The 25005-nt window shown below is 57.7% G+C and carries 16 protein-coding genes; 14 read left to right on the top strand and 2 right to left on the bottom strand.

The annotated features are described in order from the left end of the window. Window positions 1–226: 226 nt before the first annotated feature. The 11 genes from glpA (at window position 227) to smc (ending at window position 17557) form a co-directional block, all read left to right on the top strand. Window positions 227–1858, top strand: a complete 1632-nt coding sequence (glpA, locus tag QP442_RS04940) for an anaerobic glycerol-3-phosphate dehydrogenase subunit GlpA (RefSeq protein ID WP_179370436.1) — start codon at window positions 227–229, stop codon at window positions 1856–1858. Then, window positions 1855–3105: a glycerol-3-phosphate dehydrogenase subunit GlpB gene (gene glpB, locus QP442_RS04935; protein WP_103633604.1), complete on the top strand. Its 1251-nt coding sequence runs from the start codon at window positions 1855–1857 to the stop codon at window positions 3103–3105. The genes glpA and glpB overlap by 4 nt, the downstream gene beginning before the upstream one ends. 11 nt (window positions 3106–3116) lie before the next feature. Beyond that, window positions 3117–4355 carry an anaerobic glycerol-3-phosphate dehydrogenase subunit C gene (locus tag QP442_RS04930; RefSeq protein WP_103633642.1) on the top strand — a complete coding sequence of 413 codons (1239 nt, stop codon included), beginning with the start codon at window positions 3117–3119 and terminating at the stop codon, window positions 4353–4355. 253 nt (window positions 4356–4608) lie between these two features. Next, entirely contained in the window at window positions 4609–5487 is an 879-nt protein-coding gene (locus tag QP442_RS04925) for a DUF4349 domain-containing protein (protein ID WP_219585795.1), read from the top strand. Window positions 5488–5833: 346 nt separating this feature from the next. Continuing rightward, a complete protein-coding gene (ileS, locus tag QP442_RS04920; protein WP_103633606.1) occupies window positions 5834–9112 on the top strand; it encodes an isoleucine--tRNA ligase in 3279 nt (1092 codons plus the stop codon). Window positions 9113–9250: 138 nt separating this feature from the next. Further along, window positions 9251–10918 (top strand): bifunctional folylpolyglutamate synthase/dihydrofolate synthase, encoded by a 1668-nt coding sequence (locus QP442_RS04915; protein WP_103633607.1) that lies wholly within the window; start codon window positions 9251–9253, stop codon window positions 10916–10918. A gap of 95 nt (window positions 10919–11013) precedes the next feature. After that, a complete protein-coding gene (gene dhaK, locus QP442_RS04910; RefSeq protein WP_103633608.1) occupies window positions 11014–12006 on the top strand; it encodes a dihydroxyacetone kinase subunit DhaK in 993 nt (330 codons plus the stop codon). Between the two features lie 8 nt (window positions 12007–12014). After that, on the top strand, window positions 12015–12647 hold the full coding sequence (dhaL, locus tag QP442_RS04905) for a dihydroxyacetone kinase subunit DhaL (protein WP_103633609.1): 633 nt from the start codon (window positions 12015–12017) through the stop codon (window positions 12645–12647). Next, a complete protein-coding gene (dhaM, locus tag QP442_RS04900) occupies window positions 12644–13345 on the top strand; it encodes a dihydroxyacetone kinase phosphoryl donor subunit DhaM (RefSeq protein ID WP_103633610.1) in 702 nt (233 codons plus the stop codon). The genes dhaL and dhaM overlap by 4 nt, the downstream gene beginning before the upstream one ends. Before the next feature lie 120 nt (window positions 13346–13465). Next, on the top strand, window positions 13466–13918 hold the full coding sequence (ndk, locus tag QP442_RS04895) for a nucleoside-diphosphate kinase (protein ID WP_101627233.1): 453 nt from the start codon (window positions 13466–13468) through the stop codon (window positions 13916–13918). Between the two features lie 123 nt (window positions 13919–14041). After that, window positions 14042–17557, top strand: a complete 3516-nt coding sequence (smc, locus tag QP442_RS04890; protein ID WP_103633611.1) for a chromosome segregation protein SMC — start codon at window positions 14042–14044, stop codon at window positions 17555–17557. Between the two features lie 144 nt (window positions 17558–17701). Here smc and QP442_RS04885 read toward each other — a convergent pair whose 3' ends face one another. Beyond that, window positions 17702–17923, bottom strand: coding sequence for a DUF7455 domain-containing protein (locus tag QP442_RS04885; RefSeq protein ID WP_006681584.1), 222 nt, complete (start codon window positions 17921–17923; stop codon window positions 17702–17704). A 172-nt stretch (window positions 17924–18095) separates the two neighbouring features. Between QP442_RS04885 and QP442_RS04880 the strand changes: the two genes are divergently transcribed. The 3 genes from QP442_RS04880 (at window position 18096) to QP442_RS04870 (ending at window position 22477) form a co-directional block, all read left to right on the top strand. Next, the gene (locus QP442_RS04880; RefSeq protein WP_103633612.1) at window positions 18096–20198 is read left to right on the top strand and encodes a DNA gyrase/topoisomerase IV subunit B; all 2103 of its coding nucleotides are present in this window, start codon (window positions 18096–18098) and stop codon (window positions 20196–20198) included. Between the two features lie 216 nt (window positions 20199–20414). Beyond that, the gene (locus QP442_RS04875) at window positions 20415–21353 is read left to right on the top strand and encodes a GNAT family N-acetyltransferase (protein ID WP_006681582.1); all 939 of its coding nucleotides are present in this window, start codon (window positions 20415–20417) and stop codon (window positions 21351–21353) included. An 83-nt stretch (window positions 21354–21436) separates the two neighbouring features. Continuing rightward, the gene (locus tag QP442_RS04870; RefSeq protein ID WP_103633613.1) at window positions 21437–22477 is read left to right on the top strand and encodes a GNAT family N-acetyltransferase; all 1041 of its coding nucleotides are present in this window, start codon (window positions 21437–21439) and stop codon (window positions 22475–22477) included. Between the two features lie 47 nt (window positions 22478–22524). Here the strand turns inward: QP442_RS04870 and QP442_RS04865 are convergent, their stop codons facing one another. After that, entirely contained in the window at window positions 22525–24999 is a 2475-nt protein-coding gene (locus QP442_RS04865; RefSeq protein WP_103633643.1) for a DNA gyrase/topoisomerase IV subunit A, read from the bottom strand. Window positions 25000–25005 lie beyond the last annotated feature (6 nt).

The raw sequence follows: 25005 nt of genomic DNA, 5'->3' as shown, positions 1-25005 counted from the left end.
TGCGAATTCCGAATCATTCGTTATGTGAAAATCTGTCATTTCACACCTGAAAAGCGCAGGTTTCCGGCGTTTCTCTACGAATGGAAAATGAGGTACGCCTAAGTTGTGAACATTTGTGCATAGGGGTTGAACAATGCAATCAAATGAGGGGAGGCAAGGCACTATTGAAGAGGCGAAGGGGCTAGCTGTGTGCAAGCCCGAAGCGAAAATGTGAAGGGAACGAATGGTGAAGACGATCAACACTGACGTTGTCGTCATTGGCGGTGGTTCCACCGGAGCCGGTGTCGTCCGTGACGTTGCAATGCGAGGGTTTAGAACCGTCCTCGTTGAACGATTCGACATCGCACAAGGTACCTCTGGCCGCTTCCATGGACTGCTCCACTCTGGTGGACGCTACATCGCGTCCGACCCCGAGTCAGCAACCGAGTGTGCAGAAGAAAACGAAATCGTTAAGCGCATCAACTCAAACGCAGTTGAAGCAACCGGTGGCCTGTTCGTGGTTACCTCGCAAGACGACGAAGAATACGCAGATAAATTCCTCGAGCGCGCTGCCGCGGCAAAAGTGCCGGCACAGGAAATCAGCGTCGCCGAGGCACTGAAGCGTGAGCCTCGTCTTGACCCCAAGCTCAAGCGTGCATTCGAGGTCCTCGACGGCTCCGTCGACGGCTGGCAGATGGTCTGGGGCGCAATCCGTTCCGCAGAGGCTTACGGCGCACAGGTGATGACCTACAACAAGGTCACAAAGATCGAACGCGAAGGTGACCGCATCAGCGCAGTCATCGTCCACAACGTTCGCACCGGCGAAGACACTCGCATCGAATGTCAGTTCGTTTTGAACTGTGGTGGCCCCTGGGCCGGTCAGATTGCCGCGATGGCTGACTGTCACGGCGTTGACGTCGTCCCCGGCGCCGGCATCATGATTGCAATGAACTTCCGCCTGACCCAGACGGTGCTCAACCGCTGCATCTGGCCAGCCGACGGCGACATCATCGTTCCTGACCACCCGGTGTGCATCATCGGCACGACGGACCTCAAGGCAGACGACCCGGACAAGCTGACGATCCCCGCCGATCAGGTTCAGCAGATGTTCGATGCTGGCGAAGCAATGGTTCCCGGCTTCCGCAAGGCTCGCGCGGTTCACGCGTGGGCAGGTGCCCGACCGCTGGTCAAGGATTCGCGTGTTGCAGCAACCGACACGCGCCACATGGCTCGTGGCATGTCGGTCATCGACCATAATTCGCGTGACGGCGTCTACGGCATGCTTACCATCGCCGGTGGCAAGCTCACGACCTACCGTCTGATGGCAGAGCGCATCGTCGACATCATGTGTGAAGAAATGGGCGAGAAACGCGAGTGCAAGACCGCCGGTGAAGCAGTCCCGACCGCATCGCCGAAGCTCTACACCATCGGCCACCGCCTACACGACATCGAGCACAAGAACGCGGCCCCCAGCCACGATCAGATCATCTGCGAATGCGAACTGGTCACCCGCAAGATGCTCGAAGACACAATGGATGCTTTGCCGGGCGGTCAGCTTGATGACGTTCGTCGTCAGGTTCGCCTCGGCATGGGCCCCTGCCAGGGTGGCTTCTGCTCCCAGCGTGCAACTGGTATCGCTCACGAACGTGGAGATATCGATTCCGAGAAGGCAAACGAACTGTTCAAGACCTTCTTGAAGAACCGTTGGATTGGTCTATGGCCGATCACCTACGGCAAGCAGCTACGTCAGGCAGCGCTTGATAACTGGATTCATGAAGGCATGCTCGATGTCGAGCATCTGCCGATGGCGCAAGGCGAGCCTGGCGAGGAATTTGTCTTTCCTGCATCAGCTTCCGAGAATAAGGAGGACGCCCGATGAGAGACGCCGTTGTTATTGGCGCTGGCCTTGCCGGTCTTACCGCAGCTCTTTATCTTGCTCGCGGTGGCGCTTCGGTCACGGTTGTAACGAAGGGGCTTGGCGGTTTGCAGCTTGGCCAGGGCACCGTCGATATTCTCGGATACTCCGAGTCTCGCGTGGATGCTCCGATCGCTCAGATCTCCGAGCACATTTCCTCGCGTCCGACGCACCCGTACACGCACTTCACTCCCGAGTTCATTGCTCACAGCGCGAACTGGTTGAAGGATGTCCTGGGTCCTGACCTTTTGGTTGGCGATCCCGAAAAGAACGTTGTGCTTCCGACCGCGATCGGTGCGCTCCGTCCGACGAGCCTGTACCAGCCCTCGATGGAAGCGGGTATTCCTGCAGACGGAGCCTCGTACCTGATCGTCGGTCTGCGTCGACTGAAGGATTTCTACCCGACCCTCGCTGCCGAAAACCTCTCGCGCCAGACCACACCGAATGGCGAACCGATCAAGGCGCGTTCGTTGATCGTCGACGTCGAGATGCGTGCAGACGAGGCCGATACGACCGGTACGAACCATGCGCGCACATTGGATCGAGTCGAGAAGCGCACCAAGCTGGTTGAGGCCATCAAGCCTCACGTTCGCGAAGGTGAAATCATCGGCCTTCCCGCCGTGCTTGGTCTCGATGACCTGAACGCCTGGAAAGACATTGCTGACCAGCTCGGACACAAGGTCTTCGAGATCCCGATGCAACCGCCATCAATCCCCGGTATGCGTATGAACCAGGTCCTGACCGCTTTAGTGAAGGCTGAAGCGCGCTTCATTCTCGGGTCTGCCGTGAAGGGCATCGAAACTGACGGCCAGAATGTCACCGCCGTGACGATCGGGACCGCCGGTCACTCGACGCGCATCGAAACGAAGAATGTCATCCTCGCTGGTGGCGGTTTCGAATCCGGCGCACTCGATATGGATTCCTACGGGAAGGTCACCGAAACGATCCTCGGCCTGCCGGTTCTCGGCGCTGAGGGCCAGCTTCTCCACGGTGACTTCTGGGGTAGCGACCAGCCGATCTTCCTCGCCGGCCTTGACGTTGACGATGAGATGCACCCGCTGGACGCAGCCAAGAAGCCCGTCTACACCAACGTTTACGCAGCCGGCGGAAACCTGGCTGGCGCAACCCGTTGGCGCGAAAAGTCAGGTGAAGGCATTGCCCTTGCCTCCGCACTCCGCGCCGCCGATTCGATCCTTGGGAGCCTGAAGTGACCATCGAAGAAATGAACGTACTGTCCCTGACCGACGAAGACTTCGGTCTGCGCTCCACCCTCGACTCCTGCGTCAAGTGCACGATCTGTGAAACCCAGTGTCCGGTCATGCGCGTGACCGATCTGTTCCCGGGCCCGAAGTACTCCGGCCCGCAGGCAGAGCGCTACCGCAAGGCAGGGCAGATCGTCGATTCGTCGATCGATTACTGCTCGTCGTGCGGCACTTGCACGCTGGTCTGTCCGCAGGGCGTGAAGGTCACCGAGATGATCCACCACGCTCGCACCGACATGAAGAAGGAAAAGGGCATTCCGCTTCGCGATCACCTGATTGGTCGTACCGGTTTCATCGGTACCGTCATGACCCCGGTTGCTCCGATCGCGAACTGGGCGCTCGATGTGAAGCCGATCCGTATTGCCATGGAAAAAGTCATCGGCGTTCACCGCAGCGCACCGATGCCGAAGGCCGCCGGTCGCACCTTCGAAGGCTGGTTCAAGAAGCACACGCCGCTGGAAGGTTCTGGCCGCAAGGGCCAGGTCATCTTCTTCCACGGTTGCGCAGGCCAGTACTTCGAGGTCGAAACGTCGATCCACTCGGTCCAGGTTCTCGAGTACCTCGGGTACGAGGTTCTGGTTCCGCCACACGGCTGCTGTGGTTTGGCATTGCAGTCGAACGGCCTGTACGACGAGTCCCGCAAGTACGTCTCGAAGCTGACAAACGATCTGCGCAAGGCCAATCGCAACGCGCCGATTATCTCCGCTTCCGGTTCGTGTGCGGGCATGCTCCGCCATGAGGCAAACGAGATCCTCGAGATGGATACTCCGGAGCTGAAGGACGTGGGCTCGCGTATGTGGGACATTTGCGAATTCCTCATGCACCTGCACGAAAAGGGCGAGTTGGATCTGAACTTCCAGCCGATGGACATCACCATCCCTTACCATGCACCGTGCCAGCTGAAGTCTCAGGGTCTCGGCCTTCCGGCCGTCGAACTGATGGAACTGATCCCCGGTGTGAAGGTCAAGGAATCGAACCAGCCTTGTTGCGGTATTGCTGGTACCTACGGCATGAAAAAGGAAAAGTACGACATTGCCCAGGCAGTCGGAAAGCCTGTCTTCGACTTCATCAAGCAGGTCAACGTTGAACTGGCCGCGTGCGACACGGAAACGTGCCGTTGGCAGTTGCGCACCGCAACGGGTGCGAACGTTGTTCACCCGATCTGGCTGATCCACAAGGCGTACGGCTTGCATAGCTGAACGTTGAATACAGGCGAGTGAGGCGGTGCGAACCCACGTGGTTCGCACCGCCTCACTGCAATCAGGGCTTAATTTCCTTCAGATACGGCACCGTTTCTTCGTAGCGACGATACGATGAAAGACCACACGACGCTAAGGAGGAGTCATGCCCCCCCGTTTTGTCCGATCCTCGCAGACAACGCGAAAGCCATTAGTCGCCACCGCCCTTGTAGCGATAACAAGTCTGCTTTTAGCCGGTTGCGCAAGCTCAACGATGAGTTCTGACTCCAGTGGGGCGCCCGTGGGTCAGAATTACGAGTATGGCACCTCTTCGAGCGAGGCGAGTAACTCAGACTCTGACTCTTCGTATGACTCGAACAGAGAATCGCAAGGAACAACGGTTGAAGCTCAAGTGATCGTCACCGGTAATATGAGCCTCGATGTTGCTGATCCCGCTGAAGCGTTAGCTCATGCCTCCACTATCGTCACTGAAGCGGGTGGCTCAGTTGCTCATTCTTCCCTGAAGGGAGAATCGGATTCACCGTGGGGCAACGCAACATTCAAGATCCCAGCAAATAGCTTCGAAGAAACTCGTCAGAAGCTTGCAGAATTGGGGAAGGTCACTGATCAATCGACTGATACTGCCGATGCGGGGGCTGAAGTCGCTGACCTTGACGCTCGCATCACAGCGTTGAAAGCATCCATCGCCCGCCTTACCACTTTGATCGATCAGGCAGAGACTACATCGGATCTCTTGGAAGCAGAACGCGAACTCACAAGTCGTCAGGAAGAACTCGACAGTCTGAAAGCGCAGCGCGCCTGGTATTCCGACCAAGTGTCGTATTCAACTCTTGAGGTTTCTTTCCATTCGACAGCGATCACTCCGGTTCCCTCAAGCTCGGCATGGGAAGAATCCTGGCAGGCGTTCTCTCAGGGAATCGCAGGACTTGTGTATGGACTGATCATGTTCGTCCCGTGGCTTATCGTGATTATTCCGATCACGCTATTTTTCGTGTGGCTATATCGCCGTAGAAGGGCTCGCCGGCGCGCGCGAGGGGAGGCAACGCCTACCATGTCTACGGAAACTGAGCCCGAGGCTCAGGGGGATCCCGTTGCTCAGGCAACGAATACGCTGGTCGCACGCAACATGTGACCGGGCAGACTAACCGCTGATGTTGAACTCTCGCCGGAGGGATGTGAGGGACAAGCCACGTGGGCTGGCTCGGCTCTCAGTCGTAATTTCAGCTACGATAAACACCAACGTTGATCCGGCCTGCGCTACACGGCGCGGGGTATCACCGGGGAGTTTTCGGAAGAACCGGGCGCGCTCGCAGTGCGCCCACAGTAGAACCGAACGGGTGAGCCCGTTACAGCGAATAAAAGAAGCGGCTTTGCTCCTGCGGCGCGCACGCATCGGGGTGGTAGAGCAAGCGGGGTGGTACCGCGGGTCCCAGTGAAGCTGGTCCTCGTCCCTGTGAATCGAACAGACGAGGACAACAATGACGAAGCACGGCTTTTACCCGCGTCACCGCGACAACGAGGTGGACGCAAGCCCGTCCTTCCCGCAGATGGAAGGCGAAACCCTGGCCTTTTGGGCCGATAACGATACCTTCCGTAAGTCCATTGAGGCGCGCCCTGCTGGCGAAGGCGGTCAGAACGAGTTCGTGTTCTACGACGGCCCACCCTTTGCCAACGGACTTCCGCACTACGGTCACCTTCTGACCGGCTACGTCAAGGACGTTGTTGGTCGCTACCAGACAATGCTCGGCCACCGCGTTGAACGCCGTTTCGGCTGGGACACGCACGGTCTGCCCGCTGAACTCGAGGCGCAGCGTATCCTCGGCATCGAAGATGTCACTGAGATCACCCGCGAAGGTGGCCTCGGCATCGAGAAGTTCAACGAGGCCTGCCGTTCGTCTGTTCTTCGTTACACGAACGAGTGGGAAGACTATGTCACCCGCCAGGCTCGCTGGGTTGACTTCTCCGACGACTACAAGACGCTCGACCCGAACTACATGGAGTCGGTCATCTGGGCATTCAAGACTCTCTATGACAAGGATCTTGCCTACCAGGGCCACCGCGTTCTGCCGTACTGCTGGCACGACCGTACCCCGCTGTCCAACCATGAGCTCAAGATGGATGACGATGTCTACCAGGATCGTCAAGACAACACGGTCACCGTTGGTATGCGCCTCGAAGAGCCTCTTGTTGAGGGCTCTGACAAGGGTGAACTGGTCCTGATCTGGACTACGACCCCGTGGACCTTGCCGTCGAACGAAGCTGTCGCCGTTGGCCCGACCATCGACTACGTGGTCGTGCGCGTTCCGGCTGACCTCGAGTCCCCGGTTGCCGGCCAGGATGTCGTTGTCGCTCAGGGGCGTCTTGGCGCATACGCGAAGGAACTGGGCGAAGAACCGCAGATCGTGAAGACCTTCAAGGGGAGCGAGCTTGCGGGCAAGCATTACTTCCCGATCTTCGACTATTTCGACAACGCCGATCACCGCGCCAAGGGTGCGGCTCCCGGCCCGGACGGCTGGACGATCATCCCCGGCGATTACGTGTCGACGGAAGACGGCACCGGCCTGGTCCACATCGCACCCGCATTCGGTGAAGACGACATGTTCGTCTGCCAGGAACGCGGAATCCTACCGGTCATCCCGGTGGATGAAGGCGGTTGCTTCACGTCTGAAGTTCCCGACTACCAGGGCATGCAGGTGTTCGATGCGAATAAGCCGATCACCGTTGACCTGCGCGATGGTACTGGTCCGCTGGCCCGCGTTCCCGAAGAAAAGCGTGCCGTTCTGGTTCAGCAGAAGTCGTATGTTCACTCCTACCCGCACTGCTGGCGTTGCCGTAAGCCGCTGATCTACAAGGCTGTGTCCTCGTGGTTCGTGCGCGTCAGCGCTATCCGTGATCGCATGGTCGAACTCAACCAAGAGATCACCTGGGTTCCTGAGCACACCAAAGACGGCATCTTCGGAAACTGGCTTGCCGGCGCTCGCGACTGGTCGATCTCGCGTAACCGCTTCTGGGGTGCGCCGATCCCGGTCTGGCGTTCAGATGACCCGAACTACCCGCGTGAAGACGTCTACGGTTCTTTTAAGGAACTTGAGCGCGACTTCGGCGTGAAGGTGGATAACCTGCACCGCCCGTTCATCGATCAGCTGGTTCGCCCGAACCCGGATGATCCGACGGGCAAGTCGATGATGCGCCGTATCCCGGACGTTCTCGACTGCTGGTTCGAGTCTGGTTCTATGCCGTACGCGCAGGTTCACTACCCGTTCGAGAACCAGGAATGGTTCGAGTCGCACTACCCGGGCGACTTCATCGTCGAGTACATCGGCCAGACGCGTGGCTGGTTTTACACCCTGCACGTCCTGGCGACCGCTCTGTTCGACCGCCCGGCGTTCACGAACGTTGTCTCGCATGGCATCGTTCTGGGTGATGACGGCCGCAAGATGAGCAAGTCCCTGCGCAACTATCCGGACGTCAACGGCGTGTTCGACACCTACGGTTCGGATGCGATGCGTTGGTTCCTCATGAGCTCGCCTGTCGTCCGCGGTGGCAACCTCATAGTGACCGACACGGGTATCCGTGACACGGTTCGCCAGGTGCTACTGCCGATCTGGAATACCTACTACTTCTTCACTCTGTACGCGGGGGCAGCGAATGGGGGCAAGGGGTACGAGGCCACGGCCTGGGACCTCAACGACAAAGCGGTGGTTTCCAGCTTGTCGAAGATGGACCGCTACCTGCTGGCACGCACGCGCTCGCTCGCAGCCGATGTCAAGGCTGACTTGGATTGGTATGACATCGCGAAGGCATGCGAGCACGTCCGCGATTACCTGGATGTTCTGACGAACTGGTACGTGCGTACTCAGCGCCAGCGTTTCTGGGAGGAGGATTCGGCTGCGTTCAACACGCTGTACACCGCTCTTGTCCGTCTGTCTGAGATTGCAGCTCCGTTACTCCCGTTGCTCAGCGAGGAAATCTGGCGCGGTCTGACCGGTGGTGAGTCTGTCCACCTGGTTGACTTCCCGGTGATCTCGGATCTGGTTGCTGACGACGCACTGGTGTCCGCAATGGACGAGGTCCGCGACGTTGTGTCGACGGCACACGCCCTGCGTAAGAACCATCACCTGCGCGTTCGTCAGCCACTTGCCGGCATGACGATCGTCTCTGAGCAGGCGGGTGCGCTCGGCCAGTTCGCTGACCTTGTTGCATCCGAGGTCAACGTCAAGGACGTTCGCTTCCGAACGCCGGAAGAATCCGGTTTGCGTGCGAACATCGAACTGTCGCTGAACCCGCGCGCCTTTGCTCCCGAGCTCCGTAAGCTGACGTCTTTGCTGTTCAAGGCGCAGAAGTCGGGCGAGTGGACCGTGAACGAAGACGGTAGCTGTGTTTTTGCGACCGTCCAGCTTAATGGCCAGCCGGTTGTTCTGACCGGCGAGCAGTTCTTAGTGGCCACCACCGTGGACGCTGAAGAAGGCCAGGCGGCGGACGTCATGAGCAATGGCACGGTGGTCCTGCTTGATACAGAGCTGACCGCGGAGCTGGAAGCTGAAGGCTACGCACGTGACGTGATCCGCGCCGTGCAGGATGAGCGTAAGAACGCCGGCCTGCATATTGCTGACCGCATCACGCTGAACCTCGTTGTTCCTACTGATCGCGTGGACGCCGTGAACGCGCACACTGAAATGATCGCCCACGAAACGCTCGCCCTTCAGGTGAACGTGGAAGCCGGCGAGAAGCTCACGGTGAGCGTCGCAAAGCACTGATCATTTGATCGCGTGACTCGGGGCTGGGATCACATCACTACGAAGTGCTCCCAGCCCCGAACCGTATAAAATAGGCGGGTCGCTTTTTAACTGCGCGCACTTTCGATGCGCCGGGCAACATGTGCTCTGGAGGCCCTCATGTCGAACGATCACTCCGCATTCTTTGGCGATAGCGAGGAAGAAGCGGTTGCAGGCTCAATCCCTGCGGATCTGATTCCCTACCTTGAAGCGGCTGACGAGCCCGATGAGGTGGCATTGACTGACGTAACGGATCACGGGCAAGATGCCGAAGAGGCTGAACTGCAAACTGCTCTGCGGAACCTCGTCGAATCCTCCTTGCTACTTGGCCCCGATCCTTCGATTCTCGCAGAACTGGAAGGCGATATCGACGAAGACTTTGCCGACGACGCCGAGGCAGCGCGCGCAGAACACGAAGAAGCTCTCGCGAAGGCTGCAGATTCGGTTGAGCTGGATGCTACGGTGGCTCAGATCTACGAATCAATCGTCGAGCGCGCACCCGAACACGACATTGAGCCGAGCTTGGATCGCATCCGGATGCTGCTCGATATCCTGGGCGATCCGCAGAATACATTCCCGACCGTGCACATTACGGGTACGAACGGCAAGACATCGACCGCACGCATGATCGATGCGGTGCTGACTGCGTTCGGCGTGCGCGTCGGACGATTTACGTCTCCGCATTTGATTGATGTGCGTGAGCGAATAAGTATCGAAGGCATACCAATTTCCCGCGAAGCCTTTATCGCAGCCTGGAACGATATCGCGCCCTACGTCGAGATGGTCGACACGAAGTCGGTTGCTGCCGGAGGAGTACGCCTGTCGTTTTTTGAGGTCTTTACTGCTCTAGCGTTGGCAGCGTTTGCGGACCACCCGGTCGATGCTGGCGTCATCGAGGTCGGCATGGGTGGAACGTGGGATGCCACGAACCTCATTGAGGCCGGCGTTTCTGTGATCATGCCGATCGATCTGGATCATACGAAGTGGCTGGGCTCCACGATCCGTGAAATCGCAGAAGAAAAGGCCGGGATTATCAAGCCCGGTCAGATTGTCGTGATCGCCGAGCAACCCGAAGAAGCACTAGAGGTCCTATTGGACCGCGCCCGCGAAGTTGATGCGATCGTCCGCCTTGAAGGCCGAGACTTCGAGCTCCTTGATCGCCAGATGGGCGTTGGTGGTCAGCTGGTTACTGTCCGCACTCCTTCCGCCACCTATACTGACGTTTTCGTTCCGCTCTTTGGCGAGCATCAGGCCCACAACGCGGCGGCAGCTCTGGTTGGAGTCGAAGCGTTCATGGGCGGTCGCGCCTTGGATGCGAAGATCGTCGAAAATGGCATGATGACGGCGACTTCACCGGGACGCCTGCAGGTTGTGCGCACATCCCCGACAATTCTTGTCGACGCTGCACATAATCCCGCAGGTGCTCGCGTCCTTGCCGATGCTCTTGACGATTCCTTCGCATTCGCTCACGTTGTCGGCGTCTATTCGGCGATGGGAGACAAGGACATCGAGTCCGTTCTGGCCGAAATGGAACCGCATCTGGATTCGATTGTCATCACCGAAATGCCCGGCGAACGTGCTGCGAATATCCAACAATTGCGCGAAATTGCAATCGATGTCTTTGGTGAAGACAGGGTGGAAGTACGCGACAATCTTGGCGAAGCGGTCGACCGTGCGGCGACCCTTGCTGAAGTCACCACTGACCCCGCAGACAAATGCGGCGTGGTCGTCTTTGGCTCGGTCGTTCTTGCAGGCCACATGCTTGATCTTGCTGGCATTCGTCCATAGAGGTCAGTGAGCCGTCTTTTTGCTAGTCGAGTAGCAAAAGTCGTGGCACCATAGTCCCAGAGCATGACCGCTCTGTTTTGATGCAAGGAGGCACGATGAAGAAGCTGGTCAATGACGTCCACAACGTCGTCAAGGAAACCCTCGAAGGGTTTGCTCTGGCGCATGCGGATATGGTGGAGGTTCACCTCGATCCCGATTTCGTTACCCGCGCAACCCCGAAGGATAACGGCAAGGTCGGTCTGGTTTCCGGTGGTGGCTCTGGTCACGAACCGTTGCACGCAGGCTTTGTCGGCCTGGGCATGCTGGATGCTGCCGTTCCTGGCGCCGTTTTCACGTCCCCGACCCCGGATCCGATCCTCGAAGCCACAAAGGCTGCCGATCGCGGTGCAGGCGTCCTGCACATCGTGAAGAACTATACCGGCGACGTCCTCAACTTCGAGACCGCCGCCGAAATGGCTGAAATGGAAGACATCGAGGTCCGTTCCGTTGTCGTCAATGATGACGTCGCGGTCGAAGACTCGCTGTACACCGCAGGCCGTCGTGGTGTTGCCGGCACCGTCTTTGTTGAGAAGCTTGCCGGTGCAGCCGCAGAACGTGGCGACGACCTTGACAAGGTCACCGAAATCGCTCAGCGTGTGAACGACGAGATGCGTTCCATGGGCCTCGCACTTGGCCCGTGCACGGTTCCTCACGCAGGCACCCCCTCCTTCGATCTTGGCGAAGACGAGATCGAGCTCGGCATCGGTATCCACGGTGAACCCGGTTACCGTCGTGGCAAGATGGAAACCGCTGACGCACTGGTGGAAGAGCTCTATATCAAGGTTCGTGATGACCTGAAGCTTGAAAAGGGCCAGCGTGTGATCACCCTGGTCAACGGAATGGGTGGCACACCTTCGTCCGAGCTCTACATTTGCCATCGTCGACTGGCTCAGCTGCTGGAAGCAGACGGCATTAAGATTGCTCGCACAATGGTGGGCAACTACGTGACCAGCCTTGAAATGCCTGGCGTTTCTGTCTCCCTGCTCCGCGTGGATGACGAAATGCTTGAACTGTTCGATGCGCCGGTGGCAACACCGGCATGGAAGTGAGGGACTAGATGGCGCTAGATACTGCATGGGCAATGCGCTGGATTGCGCTTACTCGCGTAGAGATTGGTGCTCAGCGTGAATACTTGATCGATCTGGACCGCCAGATCGGCGATGGTGATCATGGTGAGAACCTCGATCGTGGGTTCGGCAAGGTCATGGAAGCCTTCGAAGCAACGCCTCCGACTAGCGTTCAGGACTGCCTGAAGATCGTTGCGAAGACTCTGATGTCGACGGTCGGTGGGGCTGCTGGTCCTCTGTACGGAACAGCTTTTCTGCGCGCAGCAAAGGTTGCTGTCGACGAACCTCTGACCGCTGAAGCTGTTGCTGCCCTGATCGGCGGTGCTCTCGCTGGCATTCAGGCTCGTGGCAAGGCAGAGCGTGGCGAGAAGACCATGGTCGATGCCTGGGGTCCGGCGTATGACGCAGCTAAGGCTGCTGCAGAATCTGGCGCCACACCTGAACAGGTTCTGGCGGTTGCTTCCGAGGCCGCTCATAAGGGTGCTCTTGCCACTGAACCTCTTCAGGCAACCAAGGGTCGTGCTTCCTACCTGGGAGAGCGTTCCAAGGGACATCTTGATCCGGGTGCTATGTCGTCCGCGATCATCCTTGCGAAGGCGCTTGAAGCAGCTGAGGAGGAATGATGGCGCGCGTTGCATTTGTCATCGCAAGCCATTCGGATCTTCTGGCTCGTGGCGTAGTCGAACTTGCCCGGCAGATGGCTCCCGAGGTTTTCTTCCAAGCCGCGGGTGGTACTGATGAGGGCGGGATCGGTACATCCTTCGACAAGATTGATGCTGCTGTCAGCGCCTGCCTCGATGAGGTTGGCGATGGCGATGGTGCAGGTGTCTTGATCCTGACAGATCTTGGTTCAGCCACGATGACGGTTGAATCGGTTCTGGATTTTGCTGACGATCCCGATCATCTGAAGTTCATTGAAGCTCCGCTTGTTGAGGGTGCTGTCGCGGCTGCGGTGCGCGCTCAATTGGGTGATTGCCTGAATGACGTTGCCGATGCTGCGCGTAATGCGATCGGACCAATGATCGAGCTTCACTCTATGCATCAGGATCGCCAGACTTCTTCAGCTCCAACCGATGGTGTCACGGACACGGCAGTTGTTGCTGATCCGGTTGGTCTGCATGCTCGTCCGGCAGCTCTTCTGGCTCGTCTTGCAGCCACATTTGATGCCGAGATTCTTGTGAATGGAACAGATGCCGCTTCCGTTCTTGAAATCATGGCTCTCGGTGTGAAGCAGGGCGAAACGGTTGAACTGCGGGCTACTGGTCCGCAGGCAGCTGAGAGCATTGTTGCTCTCAAAGAGATGATCGAAAACGTTTCGTGATGCGGTGTGGCTGTGGTGGATATTCATCCGAGTACCGCCACAGCCACGTCGTGTGAACGATGATGCGATCATCGGTTACGATATTGATTCCTTGAACAACGTGTAATGAAAGGAGGGCGAATGCCAACTCCTGATCTGCTCGACCCGAATAAGGAACACACTCTGATCCTGGTCAAGCCCGATGGGTTTGCTCGCGGTCTGACTGGAGAGGTTCTGCGTCGCATCGAAGCGAAGGGCTATGTCCTGAAGGGCCTGAAGATTAAGAAGGCCTCTAGGGAACTCCTTGAAGAGCACTACGCGGAGCACCGTGAGCAACACTTTTTTAACGGAATGGTTGATTTCATGAGCTCGGGCCCGCTCGTTGCCATCGTGGTTGAAGGTGACCGCGTGATTGAGGGTATGCGTATTCTCATGGGCACAACAAACCCGACCTTGGCTGCTCCTGGAACTATTCGTGGCGATCTTGGACGCGACTGGGGTTCGAACCACGTGGAGAACGTTGTTCACGGTTCAGATTCCCCGACTTCTGCTGAGCGTGAGATCGCACTGTGGTTCCCTGAACTGTGTTGCTGAGACTATCTTGTATGAGCGTGAACCTGTCCGAGGAGCACGCATGACATTATGAAAAAGTGGTGTTTGCATCTGCAGGCGCCACTTTTTCTTATTCTTCCCACAGTTTCCACGTATCCTTGACCCGTGCACTTAAAGAACCTGACGCTACGCGGGTTTAAGTCTTTCGCATCTACGACGACGTTGAAGCTTGAACCCGGGATCACCTGTGTCGTGGGTCCGAACGGTTCGGGTAAGTCGAACGTTGTGGATGCACTTGCCTGGGTGATGGGCGAGCAGGGCGCGAAGAGCCTGCGTGGCTCTAACATGTCGGACGTTATTTTCGCCGGCACATCGGGACGTCCGGCTTTAGGGCGTGCGCAGATTGATCTGACGATCGATAACTCAGATGGCGCTCTTCCCATCGAATACACGGAAGTAACGATCACCAGGACACTGTTCCGCGGTGGGGGCTCCGAATACGCAATTAACGGTTCACCTGCTCGACTGCTTGATATTCAAGAATTGCTGTCCGATACGGGCATGGGACGTCAGATGCACGTCATCGTGGGGCAGGGGCGCCTCGACTCGATCCTTCAAGCAACCCCGGAAGATCGTCGCGGGTTCATTGAAGAGGCTGCCGGTGTGCTGAAGCATCGCCGGCGTAAAGAGCGTGCGCTGAAGAAGCTCGCTGACATGGATCAGAATCTCGTGCGTGTTCTGGACCTGACTGAAGAGATCCGACGCCAGCTGGGTCCTCTTGCGCGCCAAGCGAAGCAGGCGCGCAAGGCCTCGTTGATCCAAGCACGAGTGCGAGACGCGAAAGCTCGCTTGCTCGCCGACGATCTTGTGAACGTGCGCGAGAAGCTTGAACGTCAGTCGCATATTGATACCCGTCTCGAAGAGCTGAAGCGTGCGCATGAAACCAAGATTGCGGATCTGCGGGCATCAATTGAGGAAAGCGAACGCAATCAAGAAGCTCGCGCTCGCAATGCGAATGACGTGACGCGAGTCTGGCAGGAAGCGACCAGCGTCCATGAGCGTGCGAAGACGACGCTCGCAATCTCTGCCGAGCGCGTCAAACAGTATTCGCGCCCCGAAGCTACACCGACGGGTGAAGACCCGGATGTCTTGGACCAGAGGGCATTAGCTGCTTCGAATGAGGACGGGGACCTTCTCCAGCGTGTTCAGCAAGCCCAACGTGAATTAAGTAGCCTCGTACGCGCCAAGGAACAAGCGGAAGACGAAGATCAACGCGCAGCCAAAGAACTCGCCAGGGTCAACGCACTCGTCGCTGACCATCGTGAGAAAGTGGCGCGCCTGACGGGTGATGTTGGGAGTGCTCACGCCCGATTGGAAGCCGGTGAAGCGGAAGCCGGTCGTGCTCGTAGCGCGCTCGAAGCTGCACTCGCGCGAGCTGAAGAAGCGAAGAAAGCCGTTGAGGACGCGCCCGAAGAATCGGGTGGCGATTTCGATGTGAGTCGCGCGCATGCGCAGGCGGGCATCCATCGTGATCAGGCACGAGCAAAAGTTGATGCCCTCCTTGCCGCTGAACGCGAAGCTCGCGCCGATCGTGCTCACTGGGAAGCGCGTCGTGATGCCCTGACCCAGCTTCTTGCGCGTGACGATGACACGGCTCACCTGCTCGATCGTGACCACGTGCTGGGTGCCGTCCAGGATTTCGTGAACGCCCGCCAAGGAACCGAGAACGCGATCGCGACGCTACTTGGCCCATTTGCGGACGCCGTCGTCATGGATTCCCTGGATTCTGCGCTCACTCAAGCGCGCGACGCCCAGGAGTCCAATAGTGGCCAGTTACGGATGATGATCGCGAATGGGGACGAGGTCGCGCCTGCCAAGCAGAAACTACCCGAGGGCCTGACGTGGGCGCGAGAGTGCGTGACACCAGACCCGAAAGTCGCAGCGAGCGTTTCAGCCTTGCTTTGTGGCGCAGTAGTTGCCAACGATCTTGATGCTGCCCAACGTGGCATTGCGATCGACACAGTGGACGTTGCCGTTACATTGAGCGGAACAATGGTGACTCGTTCAGGTGTTATAGCAGCCGGACAGACAGCCGACTCATTACTTGCCATCAAAGCCCAACACGAAGCAGCCGCTACGAAGGCCGAGGCAGCACAACACACGTGCGATGCCCTCTCTGATGAACTCACGGCAGCGAATACTGCGCTGGACCTGGCAATACGCGGAGCGAACGAAGCCCTGAAAGCTCTGCGTGCCCACGACGCCCTGCAGGCTGAACGCGCTCAAAAGACTGCACGACTCCAGTCCGCGCTCGCAGCCAGTGAAGCTGAGGTAGGCCGTGGACGAGAAGCGCTCAAACGTGCCGAGGATCATGTCGAATGGGCTAAAGAACGCGTTGAAGAAGCGCGATCGAAAGTCGAAACACTGTCGGAGAGTCCCTCTGAAGACGTCGACGCAGCGCGCGATAAAGCTGAGGGTGCTGCCAGAACGGCGAAAGAAGCCCGTGAAGCGGAAACCTCAGCGCGCCTGGCATTGCGAGCATTAGAAGAACAATCCAGGCAGGCTGGCGCGCGTGCCCGAAACCTTCGCCAGGCAGCAGCAAAAGAGCGCGAAGAGCGTGGCCGTTATGCGAAGCGCGAAGCTCAACGCCAGGTTGCGTTGCGTGCTGCAACGGAGATTGAGGCCGACGCGCGTCAGGCAGTGAACGAGGCTGCCCAGCTGCTTGCTATCGCCTCGGCCCGCCAGACGGCGGTTGCTGAAGAAACTCGGCAGGAAAATGAGCGCGTTGGTGCCCTGCGCTTGGCCGTGGATGAAGAAATGAAGCGCCTAGCCGACGTTACTGGCGAGGTTCAACGTGACGAAATTGCGCGCACTCAACTGGAATTGCAAGCGAGTGATGTTGAGCGTCGAGCAATGGAAGAGCTTGCGCTCGATGCTGACACTTTGATTGAAGAATACGGACCCCATACCCTGGTACCCGTTTTCCCATCGGACCCGGATGAAGAAGTCAGCGAAGAAGGCCAGCCTTTTGTTCGAAGCGAACAAGAAAAGGCTTGTGAGAAAGCTTCAAACGAGCTGGTGCGCCTGGGGCGCGTGAACCCCCTGGCTTTGGAAGAACACGATGCTCTGGCTGCTCGTCATGCATTCTTGATGGAACAGGTAAAAGACCTCAAAGAATCAAAAGCCGATCTGATGAGCATCATTACCGATGTGGATCGACTGGTTGAAGAAGCATTCGTTTCCGCATTTGAAGACACGAAGAAACAGTTCGCGCACACCTTTGACGTTTTGTTCCCCGGCGGTACAGGTGATCTGATTTTGACCGACCCAGATTCGCCTTTGACCACGGGCATTGAAATTGAAGCTCGCCCCGCCGGCAAGAAGGTCAAGCGAATGAGTTTGCTGTCGGGTGGTGAACGCTCACTCGCAGCTATTGCTTTCCTCGTCGCGATCTTTAAAGCTCGTCCATCTCCGTTCTACGTGATGGACGAAGTTGAAGCCGCACTCGACGACGTGAACTTGTCGCGTCTTCTGGCAATCTTTAAAGAACTACGTGAAGAATCTCAGCTGATCGTGATCACGCACCAGAAACGCACTATGGAGATCGCCGATGCTCTCTATGGCGTCTCGATGCGTGATGGTGTGACAGGAGTTGTTTCCCAGCGTCTTGCGCGCTCATAATGCCGTGTTAGTGTGAGAAACCCGTGTCCGCATCTTTATGTTTTCTGCCCGCGCGATAACAAAGACAATGGGTACGCCAGATGGCGTACCCATTGTCTATTCAGTAGTTGTGGCGTGGTCAAAGAGAACCGAGACAGCAGATGATCAGTTGTCCTTGTTCAGGAAGTGACGTTCGTCGAGGATCGAGGCGCCCGACAGCATAAGGGCGTCAAGGTTTTGCGTCGCGTGGTGGGCGCAGAAGAACAGTTGGAAGCCGGATGGCATCGTGGCACGCAGCCACGCCTTCGCGCCACACTTGTCGCAACGGTCGGCGGCGTTGAGAACCGGGGCCGTTGAGGTTTCTGGCTGAAGTGAAAGCGTTGTCATGTTTCAATCACACACTAAAGAGTCGGTAATGTCGCGTTCAAAAGCGATTGTTCACCCTCGGCGCAATCCGTACGCGAGTGTGCTCATCATGCGAGCAAGTGGAACACGCGTCATCTGGAAGAATACGGCGAGGTGAAATGGCGCTCATTCAATGATTCTTTAAGATAAGCGGGTGACTTCTTCATCTGACTATTCGGCACGGCACCTCAGCGTCCTTGAAGGACTGGAAGCTGTTCGTAAGCGCCCCGGCATGTACATCGGTTCCACGGACCACCGCGGTTTGATGCACTGTCTCTGGGAAATTATCGACAATGCCGTTGACGAGGCTCTTGAAGGTCACTGCGACACGATCAATGTGCGCCTGCACCCTGACTATTCTGCGTCGGTGGCTGACAACGGTCGAGGTATTCCGGTTGACGAGGTCCCCGGTGTCGGTTTGTCAGGCGTCGAGGTCGTGTACACGAAGCTTCACGCTGGCGGTAAGTTCGGTGGTGGTTCCTATGCGTCATCGGGTGGTCTGCACGGCGTGGGTGCGTCCGTTGTGAACGCGCTGTCCGCGCGTCTTGACGTGCAGGTTGACCGCGGCTCAAAGACATGGGAAATGTGTTTCCGTCGCGGTGAGCCCGGCGAATTCGACGATTCGAAGCAACGCACCCCGAATTCACCGTTCACTCCGTTTGAAGAATCTTCACAGCTGAAAACCGTTGGCAAGGTAAAGAAGAATGTCACCGGTACACGCGTGCGTTTCTGGGCTGACTTTCAGATCTTCCCGTCAACCGAAGGATTCTCATGGGAAGCTTTGTGCGCGCGTGCACGCCAGACCGCATTCCTTGTTCCCGGCCTGACCATCAACTGCTGGGATGAGCGCGCAGAAGAAGAGCTTCACGAGTCATTCCGCTACGACGGTGGCGTCGTTGACTTTACGAACTGGCTGGCCAGCGATGGTCCTGTGACTGACACGTGGCATATTCAAGGTGAAGGAACCTTCACCGAAACCGTTCAGGCACTCGATCCGTCAACGGGACACCTCGCTGCGACCGAAGTGGAACGCACGTGCCAGGTGGATTGCGCCTTGCGATGGGGGATTGGCTACGATACTTCACTGCAGTCATTCGTCAACATTATTGCGACCCCGAAGGGTGGCACACACGTTGCCGGTTTCGAGCAGGCTGTCTTGAAGGTGTTGCGCGCGCAGATTGATAAGAACGCGCGCAAGTTGAAGGTGGGTACCAAAGATGGGCGTCCCGAAAAGGATGATGTCCAAGCGGGTCTGACTGCCGTTGTCACCGTCCGTTTCCCCGAACCGCAGTTTGAGGGGCAGACCAAGGAAATCCTGGGTACACCACAAGTCCGTACGGTCGTGTCTCGCGTTGTCACCGACTGGCTGAATGCGAAGTTTAATTCCGCAAAGCGCGACGACAAACAGCAGACGTCTTCGCTGATGGAAAAGGTTGTCGGCGAAATGAAAGCGCGTGTTTCAGCGCGTATTCACAAGGAAATTTCGCGTAAGAAGAATGCGCTTGAAACATCCTCTCTGCCCGCGAAGCTCGCAGACTGCCGAATGGAAGATGTCTTAGAAACCGAACTGTTCATCGTCGAGGGTGACTCGGCACTGGGCACGGCAAAGGCGGCACGCAACAGCCAGTATCAGGCGCTCTTCCCGATTCGAGGCAAGATCCTGAACGTCCAAAAGGCATCGACAGCGGATATGCTGGCGAACGCGGAATGCGCGAACATTATCCAGGTCATTGGTGCAGGATCAGGTCGAACTTTCGATCTTGATTCCGCCCGCTACGGCAAGGTTATTTTGATGACCGATGCTGACGTCGATGGCGCGCATATTCGCACGTTGTTGCTCACCCTGTTCTTCCGCTATATGCGCCCCATGGTCGAAGCTGGCCGAATTTACGCTGCTGTTCCACCGTTGCACCGCATTGAAGTGAGCGCTAAGGGACGCAAGCCTCGCGAACTGATTTACACGTATTCCGAAGATGAACTCCACAAGAAGCTTGCTCAACTGCGTAAGGCGGGGCGGACATGGAAAGAACCGATCCAGCGCTACAAGGGCCTGGGTGAGATGGACGCGGACCAGTTGGCTGAAACCACCATGGATCGCGCGCATCGTTCCTTGCGACGCATCACCCTTGATGATGAAGACGCTTTGCGCGAAGCAGAAGATGTGTTCGAACTGCTGATGGGTTCCACGGTGGGACCGCGTAAGGATTTCATTGTCGAAGGATCCTCTGGCATCGACCGCATGCGCATCGACGCCTGAAAACTCCCTGTCGCCCCATCGTGTTGGGCCTCGTCTTTTCGCACCGTGTGTATTGAGCACCTGGCCGCTGAGACCTAGCGCAGAACCTTCCCGCGTATGTGACCAAAGACCCGATGCGCACGTACACTAGGATCTATGACTGGACTTGCGCAACGTTTGAAGCCACCAGCCTCAGTTTCGTATCCGGGCACCCACATCGGATTGAGGTGGCGTTCGATGATCGCCTCCGACGCTCCGGGTGTTTATGACGTGATTCGTCAGGTTGAGGCTGCTGATGAGATGCATCATCGTATGAGTGCATCCGACATCGCCGACATGGTGGAAGGTCGCACGCAAGATTTCTGGATCGATGCGCTTGTCGGTATCGATTCAGACAATCGTATTTGCGCAGTCGCAGCCGTTCGAGTCCTCACTTCGCTCTCAGATCATGCTGCCGCCGAGGTCAACGCCTACATTCATCCGCATTGGCGTGGACGTGGATTGGGCCGAGCTCTCCTCTACTGGCAAGATGGCCGTGCCCGTCAAATGCTGGTCGAAACATTCGGAGCGGACTCGAAGGTCCCCGCATCAATTTTCAACGTCGTTGATGCCCACATGACGGATCGTCGTCGTTTGTATATTGCGGCGGGCTTCTACGCGAAGGCTACGTTCCAAGTGATGTACCGCGAGCTTCTAGGGGCTGAAAAGGCTCGGAAGCCTCGCCACGGCTATTCGATCATTCCGTGGTCCGATGTTGATATGGGGAGCGCGAAAGCACTGTACTTGCGTTCTTTCGCTGAGCACACCCTGCCCTACTTGCACGAGGCCTGGTGGGAAGAATCTACCTCGAATTTGGATCCTCGCTGGTCGTTCGGAGCAGTATCTGAGCAGGGCGAGCTGGCTGGCTGTTTCGTCGTGGGACGCCCCGTTGAACGGTGGGCCGCGACCGGTAAGACAGAGGCATACGCGGAACTTCTGGCCGTTGATCAATCGCATCGTGGGCACGGGCTTTCAACCGCGTTGATTGGTGCAGCGGTGGCGGCGGCCGCTGAATCGGGAATGTCCAGGATCGGATTGGATGTGGATACGAAGAATACGTCGAACGCCCATGCCATCTACGAGCACCTCGGTTTCCTTGACGGGCCCGCGCAGGTTTTCTATTCGATTGACCAATAAGGTGTCCTGCGGGTTAGCGTGCCCGTGGGCGAATACAGGGACGTGAATATCTCACAATCTGGTGGTGACAAGAAAGGACGCGCATGGCTGACAATGCGTTGACGGGTGAAATCCCGCTGGCTCGTCGTACAAGCGCGCCCGACGACGTGCCATTCCCGCCGTCCCATCATGGGATTGTCTGGGAAGAGCTCAGCATGAATCGCCTGCATGAATTGGCGACGCTGATTGCGCGCATGGAAGCGCAGGATAATCCTCCATATCGCACCAGTGTCGACGAAGTCGAAGAGATGCTGTCGGCTGAAGGCTGGCGTGGGCTGGCCGGTATGACGACTCGTGGTATCGCGAAGGGACGCATGGTCGCTTACGGTCGCGTTGCAATGCGCCAGAGTGGTCGTGTGGAGTGCCTGTGCGAAGGAGGCGTTGACCCGTCGTTCCGTCGCATTGGCTTGGGCAGTTCGCTGGTTGAATGGCAGGAAGCAGTTTCGCGTCAGATGCTTGCTACAGCGGATACGGATGCGCCGGCTCAGATCACCATGCTTGTCGAGGCGGGTGAAAATGAGCTGGAAGAGCAGCTTCAGTTGCGTGGCTTCCACTGGACCCGTTCGTACTATGAACTTCGTGCGGATCTGTCCCAGATTCCTCCGATTCCGGATCTTGGCCGTTATCTGACGATTGAACCTTGGTCGGATGAGTGGGATGAACCGGCGCGTCACGCCGCGAATCGGCTCTCCGAGATTGAGTGGGGTAGTCCTGCCCTCACTCGTGAACAGTGGCTGATGGGACGTACTTCTTTCGTCCCGCAGTGGTCGTTCGTTGCCGTGGACCGCAGGGGTGACCGTCCGTGCGTGGTTGGTTTCCTCCTTGCCTCGAAGTACGTCCAGGACTGGGCTGCTCTTGGTTGGCGCGAAGGCTATATCGACCAGATGGGTGTCTTGGAAGAGGCGCGTTCGGATCGCGCCGTCGATGCCCTGATTACGTCGTCGATGCGCGCGATGGCAGCCGATGGGATGGATCGTATCGGCGCTGGGCTCGGAAGCGCGAATCATTCCAGAGCGCTTGCCGTCTACGATTATTTGGGTTTTGCGACGGTGGGTCAGACGCGCTTGTACGCGATCGATGTGTGACGAGGCCACGCCGGCACTTTCGCGCCGGCGCGAACCGTTGTAGCGCCTTAGCCGATGAGGGTGATTGGAAGAACCACGGGAGTACCTGACCCATCGCGACGTTCGTCAACGTCGGGCAAGTCAACGGGGGAGCCATCAGCTGAGGCGCCTCGAGGTCGACGGTCACCCACCCACGCCAAGTCAATGCGATCCTCACCGCGCAGGAAACGCTGGGCGCGGACGCCTTGACCACCGCGACCCTTGACCGGGTAGAGCTCCAGCGGAGTTACCTTAGCGGTCGTCTGACCCGTTCCCGGCAGTGCTCCTTCAGCTGCTGCGACGGTGACGACGAAGGAGTCTGATGATACTGACAGAGCCCAGAATCCGAGTGCTTGGGCACCATCGTTCAGCTTCATACCAGCCATACCAGCGGCGGTGCGCCCCTGCGGTCGTACCTTCGATGCCGGCGTACGAAGAAGCTGCGCGTCGGTTGAAACAAAGACAAGATCGTAGTCGTCGGCACACGGTCCGAAACCAACTAGACGATCACCGTCATCCAGTGTGATGACTTCCCATTCGTCACGGGCAAGTACATCCGGCTTCAAGCGCTTCACGGTGCCGTGGGCAGTACCCATCGCATACACCTGGTCTGATGCGGGATCAAGCAAACCGATCGCGGGAGAATTCGTGTGCAAGAGCAGAGATGCGGGCGTGGCTGCCGCCAGCGACAATCCTGTATCGAAGCGGGGGAGCGCGGGTAGGTCCACGACCTCCATGCGGTGAGCAACACCGTCTGCTGTAACAACCGCGATCTGAGAACGTGCGGTCGACGACAATTGTGCTATCCACCCGTCGTGGCTGGCACGAGGCCCCGGTTCTAGCGGGTCTCCGCCTTCAATTCGAGCCAGACCACCGTTCGATGACAGCACAACGACGCACGGGTCATCAGGGATCTGCAGGTCCATTCCCTTGCCGGACTTCGATGTGGCCGGCAACGTAGCAGCCAAGGCGGCGCCACTCGTCGCCTCGTTCCCCGATTCGGCTCCGGCAGACGACAGCAGCAGAGTCCGCCGGGGAGTAGCCAGACGCTGAGCAACATCGCGCAACTCAGAGATGACCAGGCCTCGCAACATCACCGGATCGGAAAGAATCTCTTCAAGATGTGCGATCGTTGCTTGGAGTTCATCGCGTTCGTTCTCTAGCTCGATGCGCGAGAACTTGGTCAAGCGACGCAGGCGGAGCTCCAGAATGTAGTTCGCCTGAATATCGGTCAGGTCGAAGGCAATCTTCAGTCGTTCGCGAGCGGTTTCCACGTCGAAAGACGAACGAATAATCGCAATGACGTCATCAATATCGAGGACTGCGATCAATAAACCTTCAACCAGGTGAAGGCGATCCTGAGCCTTACCCAGACGGAACTTCGTGCGTCGCGTTGTCACGTCAAGACGGTGGTTGACGAATACGCTCAGCATGTCTTTCAAACCGAGGGTACGAGGCTGACCATTGACGAGGGCAACGGCGTTGATCGAGAAGGAATCTTCAAGAGGTGTGCGCTTGTACAGCTGTTGCAGGACCGCTTCGGGGTTGAAACCGTTCTTGATTTCGATGACCAAACGCAGGCCGTGGATACGGTCAGTCAGGTTCTGAACCGACGAAATACCCTTCAGCCGCCCGGCGTTAACGTTTTCCTTGATCTTTTCGATGACCTTTTCGGGGCCGACCATGTAGGGCAGTTCGGTGACGATCAAACCCATCTTGCGTGCGCTGACGCGTTCGACTCCGACCTTTGCGCGAGTCTTGAAAGCACCGCGACCAGTTTCGTAGGCGTCTTTGATTCCATCGAGTCCGACGATGACGCCACCTTCAGGCAGGTCAGGCCCGGGCACGAAACGCATCAGGTCGGCGACGGTGGCATCCGGATGCTCAATCAGGTGAATGGACGCTGCGATTGTTTCAGCAAGATTGTGCGGGGCAATATTCGTTGCCATACCAACAGCAATACCGGAAGCGCCGTTGACCAGAAGCTGGGGGAATGCCGCTGGGAGTACCTCGGGTTGCATGAACTGGTTGTCGTAGTTCGGCACGAATTCAACCGTGTCTTCATCCAAACCGGTGACAAGATCCAACGCGGAGGGAGCCATGCGGGCTTCGGTGTAACGCGCGGCTGCGGGGCCGTCATCAAGAGAGCCAAAGTTGCCGTGTCCGTCGACTAGGGGAAGACGCAGGTTGAACGGCTGAGCGAGGCGCACGAGAGCCTCGTAAATTGCCGAGTCACCGTGCGGGTGAAGCTTACCCATAACCTCGCCGACAACACGCTGGGATTTCACGTGGCCCTTGTCGGGGCGAAGTCCCATCTGATCCATCTGGAACAGGATGCGTCGTTGCACGGGCTTGAGGCCATCGCGTGCGTCTGGGAGTGCGCGAGCGTAGATGACAGAGACGGCGTATTCCAAGAAGGAGGTTCGCATCTCTTCGGAGACATTGATTTCACTGATGTCTTCGTCCGCAACGGGCAGTGGTTCTACGAGGTCCTTCTTAGCCATATTCGC

This window comes from Pauljensenia sp. UMB1177 (assembly GCF_030217965.1).
Taxonomy (GTDB): Bacteria; Actinomycetota; Actinomycetes; order Actinomycetales; family Actinomycetaceae; genus Pauljensenia; species Pauljensenia turicensis_A.
The sequence above is the reverse complement of the archived record's forward strand: the minus strand, read 5'-3'. Positions and strand labels throughout refer to the sequence as shown.

Coding starts and splice junctions, on each gene's coding strand:
- QP442_RS04930 (WP_103633642.1), top strand. CDS start 3,117: ATGAACGTACTGTCCCTGACCGACGAAGACTTCGGTCTGCGCTCCACC.
- QP442_RS04870 (WP_103633613.1), top strand. CDS start 21,437: ATGGCTGACAATGCGTTGACGGGTGAAATCCCGCTGGCTCGTCGTACA.
- ileS (WP_103633606.1), top strand. CDS start 5,834: ATGACGAAGCACGGCTTTTACCCGCGTCACCGCGACAACGAGGTGGAC.
- dhaK (WP_103633608.1), top strand. CDS start 11,014: ATGAAGAAGCTGGTCAATGACGTCCACAACGTCGTCAAGGAAACCCTC.
- QP442_RS04875 (WP_006681582.1), top strand. CDS start 20,415: ATGATCGCCTCCGACGCTCCGGGTGTTTATGACGTGATTCGTCAGGTT.
- QP442_RS04925 (WP_219585795.1), top strand. CDS start 4,609: ATGAGTTCTGACTCCAGTGGGGCGCCCGTGGGTCAGAATTACGAGTAT.
- glpB (WP_103633604.1), top strand. CDS start 1,855: ATGAGAGACGCCGTTGTTATTGGCGCTGGCCTTGCCGGTCTTACCGCA.
- QP442_RS04865 (WP_103633643.1), bottom strand. CDS start 24,999: ATGGCTAAGAAGGACCTCGTAGAACCACTGCCCGTTGCGGACGAAGAC.
- dhaM (WP_103633610.1), top strand. CDS start 12,644: ATGATGGCGCGCGTTGCATTTGTCATCGCAAGCCATTCGGATCTTCTG.
- QP442_RS04915 (WP_103633607.1), top strand. CDS start 9,251: ATGTCGAACGATCACTCCGCATTCTTTGGCGATAGCGAGGAAGAAGCG.
- ndk (WP_101627233.1), top strand. CDS start 13,466: ATGCCAACTCCTGATCTGCTCGACCCGAATAAGGAACACACTCTGATC.
- dhaL (WP_103633609.1), top strand. CDS start 12,015: ATGGCGCTAGATACTGCATGGGCAATGCGCTGGATTGCGCTTACTCGC.
- QP442_RS04885 (WP_006681584.1), bottom strand. CDS start 17,923: ATGACAACGCTTTCACTTCAGCCAGAAACCTCAACGGCCCCGGTTCTC.